Here is a 6,508-nt window from a genome sequence, read left to right on the forward strand (position 1 = left end):
CAAGGGCGTGACGATCACCCGGCCGCCGTCCCACTACCTCACGCGCTTTTACCTGGACAACCTGGCCTACTCGGAGACGGCGTACTCCGATGCGGCGCTCCTCTGTGCCCTCGCCTGCGTGGGGAGCGACCGCGTCGTTCTCGGGAGCGACGCGCCGTTCGCGGTCGGCCGGCTCCAGCGCTCGGTGGAGTTCATCCGACGCTGCGAATTCCTGAGCGGGGCGGAGCGGGAGAAGATCCTGGGCGACAATGCCGCCCGGTTCCTCCGCTGGGAGCGGTAGGACCGCCTCCACCCGCCGACACGTCGCATTGACCGTCCCGGCGGTGGGCGGTAGGCTTGCCTTGTCTTGGATGGCGAGCCGACAGGCGCAAGAGGCGTGAGCTGTGCAGAGTAGAGCCCTGGCCCTGGCTGTGCTCCTGGGCGCCGCGGCGCTGGCCGGCTGCGCGACCGCCTACGGACGGGGCGTCTCCGCGCTCGGGCTCGGGCGCTACGATGAGGCGGCCGATCGCTTCGCCGAAGCCCTTGCAGAGGCGCCGGCGCGGCTCGACGCCCTGGCCGGCCTCGGCATCGCTCGGTATAAGCTCGGGGCGTGGGACGCGGCGACGGACGCCTTGCAGCGCGTGGTCGCTCGTGAACCTGACCGGGCCGAGGCGCGACTCTACCTCGGCCTCAGCCACCTTCGAAAGGGCGAGGACGGCCCGGCTGAAGAGCAGCTGAGGGCCCTGCTGGGCCTGAAGCCCCATCCCCGGATCGCCGCCCAGATCAACCGGGCCCTGAGCGTGATCCGGGGCGACGTGCTCTCAGACGAGCTGCGGCGGTTCCTCGCGGCGAGCCTGGAGGACGAGGCGGACTGGGAGCGAGAGCTGCGCGAGGCGCGGTTGGAGCAGCGCCTGCGTGTGGACCCGTTCTGGCCGCGGGGGATCTTGCATTGCTTCAGCACCCGACACGGGCGGCTGATCTGCCTCTGATGACCGCCCGGTGTCCGTTCTGTGAAGCTGTCCATCCCGTCCCGGCAGCCGTGGAACGCGCCAACCATCAGCTCGACTGCCCGTGCGGGGCCACCGGGCTCCTCTGCGCCGCCTCCACGGAGCCCGAGACCGCCCAGCGCCTGGTTGCGAGAGGGCTCTGGGACACGAAGGCGGACGTGCTTGACCGAACGCTCAGCATTGTCTGGGCCAAGGAGCGGCCGCGCCGGAGAGCGCCGGAGCCTCTTGGCTCGATCCAACCCTGATCGCGGCGTCCGGGGCGGGGCTTCTCCGCTTGGCGAGAAGCAACCCCGCCCCGTCGCGGGCACGGCATGGCCTACCGAGGCTTCTTTGCCGCGCACGGATTGATCGTCTTGGCCTCTTCGGCGGTCAGGGTCTTCGCCCTCTCAGGGTGGAGGACCTTCGCCGCGCACGGGTTCAGGGTCTTGGCGGCGCACGGGTTTAGGGTCTTCGCCGCACAGGGATTCAGCGTCTTGGCGGCGCACGGGTTCAGGGTCTTCGCGGCGCACGGGTTTAGGGTCTTCGCCGCACAGGGATTCAGCGTCTTGGCGGCGCACGGGTTTAGGGTCTTCGCGGCGCACGGGTTCAGGGTCTTCGCCGCACAGGGATTCAGCGTCTTGGCGGCGCACGGGTTCAGGGTCTTGGCGGCGCACGGGTTAATCGTTTTCTCGGCGCAGGGGTTGAGCCCCTTGACGTGTTTGGCCAGTCGGACCTGCTGCGCGTGAACTCCGACCGCAGGCGTGAGGACCAAGACGACGGCGAAAAGGATCACGCTCAACACGGCAACCTCAGGTCTCCATCTCATTCCTCGTCACCTCCTTCCCTTTGAGAATCGGCCGCTTGAGCTACCGGGGCAGCTCGCGCGCATTATTGGGCGAGGCCAAACAATCTGTCTATGAACCCTTTCACCTTTTAACCAGCGAGAGCAGCTTCTTTCAAGGCGCCGGGGCACACCATACAACTCATTGATTTCAAAGAACATGTTCCCCCATCGCTCGCGCCCATATCCCGTTTGCCTCTCGCGCGCCATAGTGAAGCCTCTGGTCAGCCTCGTCGAGATGTAAAAAAAAAGAGGATGAAAACCACGAGTTCCAAAGTGCGACGCACAAAAGAGGGGTACACTGCCTCCGGTGGGAAGTGCCCGCCGGGCCAGGGATCCTCGACTAGCCAGCTTCGGGGTGGAACGCGGGCATGGCCGGCGGCAGAGGCGGCAGCTCCCAGCCACCTGTGGCCCGGGGTCTCACCTCGCGGTCGACCCGCACGTCGAGTACGGCCGGCTTCCCGGCGGCCAGCGCCGCCTCGAGGGCCGGCGCGAAGTCGCCGGGCTTCTCCACCCGGACGCCTTCGGCGCCAAACGCACGGGCCAGCATGACGAAGTCGGGGGAACACAGCTCCCCGGTCGCCTCGAGCGCGAAGGTGGTGGCGATCTCGCGACCGCCAAAGAACCCGAGCTGGAGGTCACGGATTGAAACGTAGCCGTAGTTGTTCCAAATGACCCAGACAGCCGGGATGTTGTACTCCACCGCGGTCGCCAGGATGTGAGGCGCCATCAGGAACCCCCCGTCGCCCGCGACGCAGACGGCGGGACGCTCGGGCGCGGCCAGCTTCGCCCCCAGCACGCCACAGACGGCAAAGCCCATCCCGCCGAACCCCCAGGACTGAAGCAGCGTGCCAGGCCGGCGACACTCCAGCTCCTGGACCAGCCAGTTGTGGTGGACGCCGACGTCGGCAAGCACGATCGTCTCGTCCGCGAGCACCCTGCGCAGGTCGGCGACGAGCCGCTCGGGTCGGATCGGCACCGCGTCCGACGCATGGTGGGGCTTCCGAGCCTCCTCCCACAGCCGCTTCCATCCGGCGATCTCGGCATGCCACTCGGGCGCCGCAGCGCGCCGGCCACCCCGGCTCTCGAGGAGGGCTGACATCTGGCGCAGCACCTGGCGAGCGTCGCCCAGGATGCCGACCGTCGCGGGGAAGTTCCGCCCCAGCTCCTCCGGATCCAGGTCCACGTGGATCAGCCGAGTCGGCGGGATCCGGTACGAGACGCCCGGAAGCCACGCGCTGCTCGCCCGATCGTCGAACCGGGTGCCCAGGGCCAGCAGCACATCGCACGAGCGGCCTGCCTGGTTCGCGGTGTAGGTCCCGTTCCGCCCGAGGGCGCCGAGGGCCAACGGGTGCCGCTCGTCGAACACGCCCTTCGCCAGGGGCGTTGTGGCCACCGGGATCTGAAGTCGCTCCGCCAGCCGCCGAAGCTCCGCCGCCCCGTCGGCGGCGACGACGCCGTTGCCCGCGACGATGAGCGGCCGGGCGGCGTGAAGCAGGAGGTCCAGCGCCTCCGCCACCGCCTCGGGATTCCCGGCAGCAGCGCTGCGCAGGCCCGCCCGCCAGGCGCCCGGATCGGGCGCCTCCACGTCGGCTTCTTCAACGAACACGTTCAACGGCACGTCGAGGTTCACCGGGCCCGGCCGGCCGGTGAGCATCTCGCGGAAGGCGTCGCGGAGGGCGACCGGGAGCATATCCACGCGCGTGGCCTGGTAGGCGCGCTTGACGTAGGGCCGCAGCACGTTGGGGAACTCCGCCTGGTAGTGGCGGTAGGTTTCCTGGAAGGCCCCGCGGTTGAACTGCTGGGTCGGGACATTGCCGGTGATGACGAAGATCGCCGAGGAATCGAGCGAGGCGCAGGCCACCGCCATGGGCAGATTCGCCGATCCCGGACCGCATGACGTGAACGTCGCCAGCGGCGTCCTGGCCACCCGGTAGTACACGTCCGCGATATGGCCCGCTGCCGGCTCGTGATGGACAGAAATCGTCTTGATTTCGCTCTGGCGTCGGTACAGCGCGTCCAGGAGCCCGATGTTGCCGTGCCCGCAGACCCCGACCGCGTAGGGAACGCCCTCGCGGATCAGGTAGTCAACGATGAGGTCCGCCCCTCGATACGTGGCCATGGCTCGTCCCCCTGATGGACGATCTCAGAGCGTCGGACTCGAGAACTCGCCGCCGAGGACGACCAGCCCCCAGGGCGCGCCCTGGGCATCCCAGCTGAAGCCGATGTGGCCCGCGAGCGCGTGCTGGTCCCGGAAGAGCCGCTGGATGGGATGCCGGTCGTAGACGCCGTTGGCGCCGGCCAGGGCGTGGAGCGTGTCCACCGCCTCGGTGCAGAGCTCCATCGCGTAGGCCACGTTACGCTTGAAACGGAGCTTCTCCTCGATCGTCGGCGCACGATTCTCCTCGGCGATCCGCTGGGCCTCGAGGCAGTCCGTCCTGATGATGAGCCGCGCCCCGTCGATCTGCGCGCCCGCGCGGGCGACGCGCAGCTGAACGGGCTGGAAATCGCGCATACGCATCGCCGTGTAGCTCGTGCTCCGGTCCATGATGGCCTCGACCGTCAGCTCGAGTGCGGCCTGGGCATTGCCGACCCCGGCCGCCGCAAGACAGTGCGAGCCGAGCGCGGAGAGGGGGACCCGGTAGAGCGGATTCGGGTTGACGCTCGCGCCGGGAAACTGGCTGCCGCCACGCGCCAGGTACATGCACAGGGCCCGGTGCTCCGGGACGAAGAGGTCCGCGGCGCGCACCGACTTGGACCCGGTGCTCCGCATGCCAAGCACGTGCCAGTCGTCGACGATCTCGTAGTCGCTCCTCGGCACGAGGCACATCCGGTGATCGACGACGCGATCGCCGTCGCGGACCGTGACCGCCAGCATGTTCCACTCCGCTGCATCGACGCCGCTCGAGAAATTCCAGAGGCCGCTGATGACGAAGCCGCCGTCGACCCGGCGGCCGCGGCCCTGCGGGTAGGCGATGCCCGAGGCGATCAGGACATCGGGGTTCTTGCTCCACACCTCTTCCTGGGCCCGCTCATCGTAGAGCGCGAGCATCCAGTGGTGGACGCCGAGATTCGCGACGTTCCAGGCCGTCGAGGCGCAGCCGCGACCGATTTCGGCGGGGACGTCGAACAGGGAGACGAACTCGAGCTCCATGCCGCCCCATCGCCGGGGCTGGTGGAACCGGAGGAGCCCGGTGCGATGGAGATCGTCGATTGTCTCCTTCGGCATCTCCCGGAGCGCTTCGGCCCGATCGGCCCGCTCGCGCAGGACCGGCACGAGGGCGCGCGCCCGTCGCATCGCCTCGTCGTAGCTCACGTCCGCGAAGCCGCGCCCGCCGCCCGCCCCGCTCATGCCCGCGTCCCGGCGACCTGGGGCAGCGTCGAGTACTCCTCGCCTCCCCAGTCCTTGACGTCCTTGAGCCCGAAGAAGTTGAGCTCGATGGTGAGCCCGTTCGGGTCCTTGAGGAAGATCTGGTAGAGGTCGAACTCCGGGAGCGACCGCGGCTGGAACTCCATCCCGCGCTCTTTGAAACGCCGGATGAAGCCGCCCGGCTCGGTGGCCAGGAAGGCGATGTGATCGATGACGCCCGCGTGGTCGGCGGCGGCGTTCTTCGGGGTGCCGAGGTAATACAGCTCGGCGTTGGGAACGCCGGTCTGCCCCATGTGCACCTGGATCCTGCCGTTCACGCCGAGCCAGTAGCCCGGAAAGGGGAAAGGCGGCCGCGGCATGACCGAAAAGCCGAGCACGTCGCAGTAGAAGTCCTTGGTCTTCTCGAGGTCGTTCGCTCGGACGAAGTAGTGATTGAGCTCTGTCACCGGCATGGGCTCCTCCTCGTGGTCACGTGTCCTCGACCCTCGCCCGGTCGAGGGCGAGAGCCCCGTCTCGTGGCCAATGGTACGCGAAACGGCTCCAGGTCCGCAAACCGGTCCCGGGCCGGGAGGCCGTGGCCTTCTCTGGACCGTGGCCGCCGTTCCGCGATATGCTCCAAGCCTGCGGACGGCGGCGGTCGCCGGCCTCGACGACCGGGAAGAGCGCCTCGGCCCGGGCCAGGAGGAGGACCCGTGGACCTCAACCACCAGGAAGACCACGCTCCGGATGATCCCCTACGGTCTCTACGTGCTGACCGCAGCGCACCCGGACGGCCGAGTGGCGGCGGCCACCGTCAACTGGGTGACTCAGGCTTCGTTCGAGCCGCCCCTCGTCGCGGTCGCGGTCAAGGCCGACTCCCACGTGCACGCCCTCATCAAGGACACGAAGGCCTTTGCCTTGAACGTCCTCGGTAAAGGGCAGCAGACCCTGGCCTTCATGTTCTTCAAGCCCGCCGAGCGGCAAGGCCTGACCATCTCCGGCGAACCGTTTCGTCCGGGCACGACGGGAGCTCCCATCCTCACGAACACGCCCGCGTTCATGGAGTGCACGCTCGAGGCGACGGTCGAGAAGGGTGATCACTCCATCTTCGTCGGCAGAGTGACCGAGGTCGGGCTCACCAAGCCGCCCGAGGGCCGCGCCGACGACGCGACGCTGTGGCTGAAGGACCTCGGCGAGAAGGTCTTCTACGGCGGTTAGGTCAGTCGGAGGGGGCCTCGACGGCCCCCTCCGAGGCCTCCCCCAGGAATGGTGGTTCGAGCCGAGGGGCTGCCGACGAGCCGCAGGCGAGGAGAGCCACGAGGCGAGGCCCCAGTCGGTTGCGCGGGCCGGGTA

The 6,508-nt window shown here is 68.7% G+C and carries 8 protein-coding genes; 4 read left to right on the forward strand and 4 right to left on the reverse strand.

Translation table 11 applies throughout. The annotated features are described in order from the left end of the window. The 3 genes from HY726_07785 to HY726_07795 form a co-directional block, all read left to right on the forward strand. On the forward strand, window positions 1-280 hold a 280-nt coding region (locus tag HY726_07785), incomplete at its 5' end, for an amidohydrolase family protein (GenBank protein ID MBI4608891.1). 103 nt (window positions 281-383) lie between these two features. Beyond that, on the forward strand, window positions 384-968 hold the full coding sequence (locus HY726_07790; GenBank protein MBI4608892.1) for a tetratricopeptide repeat protein: 585 nt from the start codon (window positions 384-386) through the stop codon (window positions 966-968). Next, window positions 968-1,231 (forward strand): hypothetical protein, encoded by a 264-nt coding sequence (locus HY726_07795; GenBank protein MBI4608893.1) that lies wholly within the window; start codon window positions 968-970, stop codon window positions 1,229-1,231. The genes HY726_07790 and HY726_07795 overlap by 1 nt, the downstream gene beginning before the upstream one ends. 71 nt (window positions 1,232-1,302) lie before the next feature. Here the strand turns inward: HY726_07795 and HY726_07800 are convergent, their stop codons facing one another. From HY726_07800 to HY726_07815, 4 genes are all read right to left on the reverse strand, one after another. Further along, on the reverse strand, window positions 1,303-1,692 hold the full coding sequence (locus tag HY726_07800) for a hypothetical protein (GenBank protein ID MBI4608894.1): 390 nt from the start codon (window positions 1,690-1,692) through the stop codon (window positions 1,303-1,305). Between the two features lie 457 nt (window positions 1,693-2,149). Further along, entirely contained in the window at window positions 2,150-3,928 is a 1,779-nt protein-coding gene (locus HY726_07805) for a thiamine pyrophosphate-binding protein (GenBank protein ID MBI4608895.1), read from the reverse strand. Window positions 3,929-3,952: 24 nt separating this feature from the next. Beyond that, window positions 3,953-5,158 carry an acyl-CoA dehydrogenase family protein gene (locus HY726_07810; protein ID MBI4608896.1) on the reverse strand — a complete coding sequence of 402 codons (1,206 nt, stop codon included), beginning with the start codon at window positions 5,156-5,158 and terminating at the stop codon, window positions 3,953-3,955. Then, entirely contained in the window at window positions 5,155-5,628 is a 474-nt protein-coding gene (locus tag HY726_07815) for a VOC family protein (GenBank protein ID MBI4608897.1), read from the reverse strand. Before HY726_07815 ends, HY726_07810 begins: the two co-directional genes overlap by 4 nt. 274 nt (window positions 5,629-5,902) lie before the next feature. Here HY726_07815 and HY726_07820 point away from each other — a divergent pair, with 274 nt between their 5' ends. Further along, window positions 5,903-6,373, forward strand: a complete 471-nt coding sequence (locus HY726_07820; GenBank protein MBI4608898.1) for a flavin reductase family protein — start codon at window positions 5,903-5,905, stop codon at window positions 6,371-6,373. Window positions 6,374-6,508: the final 135 nt, after the last annotated feature.

The sequence above is a fragment of the Candidatus Rokuibacteriota bacterium genome (assembly GCA_016209385.1).
In the GTDB taxonomy this organism is placed as follows: domain Bacteria; phylum Methylomirabilota; class Methylomirabilia; order Rokubacteriales; family CSP1-6; genus JACQWB01.